At 76.7% G+C, this 734-nt stretch carries 1 protein-coding gene; it reads left to right on the top strand.

The annotated features are described in order from the left end of the window. Positions 1–681: Gfo/Idh/MocA family oxidoreductase (locus tag EF903_RS33305; RefSeq protein WP_125548600.1), on the top strand; the 681-nt coding region annotated here is incomplete at its 5' end. Positions 682–734 lie beyond the last annotated feature (53 nt).

The following is a 734-nucleotide window of genomic DNA, read 5'->3' on the forward strand; positions in this document are numbered from 1 at the left end:
CTCCCGCCCGACGTCCAGGCCCCCCTCGCCGTCCGCGCCGCCGCCGCCGGCTGCCACCTGCTGCTCGACAAGCCCGTCGCCACGACCGTCGCCGACGCGCGGGCCGTCGCCGACGCCGCCGACCGGCACGGCGTCGCCTCCGTCGTCTTCCTCACCCTCCGCTTCGCCGAGCCGGCTGCCGCCTGGGTGCGCGAGCAGACCGGTCGCACCGGGTGGTTCACCGCGGCCGCACACTGGCTGGGCGCCGTCTTCCCGCCCGACGGCGCGCCCAGCGCGTACGCGGACTCTCCGTGGCGCAAGGACAAGGGGGGACTGTGGGACGTCGGCCCGCACGTCCTGTCCGTCCTTGTCCCCGTCCTGGGCGACGTCACCGCCGTAACGGCGACGCGCGGACCGTCCGACGTGGTCCAACTGGCACTGCGCCACGCCTCCGGCGCGGCGAGCACCGCGGTCCTCAGCCTGGGCGCCCCGGTGGCGGCCGCGGGGGTGGGCCTGGAACTCCGCGGCGCCGAGGGCGTCCACGCCCTGCCCAACTGGACGGACGTCCCGGGCGCTTACGGCCGAGCCGTGGACGCACTGCTGACGGCAGCCCGCACGGGCACGCCGCATGCGTGCGACGCGGGGTTTGGGGTCCGGCTGACGGAAATCCTGGCCGAGGCGGAGACCCGGCTGGGGGAGTAGGGGGCGAGGGCCGGAAGCCGGAAGGCGGAAGCCGGAAGGCGGAAGCCGGAAGG

It is taken from the genome of Streptomyces sp. WAC05292 (assembly GCF_003949955.1).
In the GTDB taxonomy this organism is placed as follows: domain Bacteria; phylum Actinomycetota; class Actinomycetes; order Streptomycetales; family Streptomycetaceae; genus Streptomyces; species Streptomyces globosus.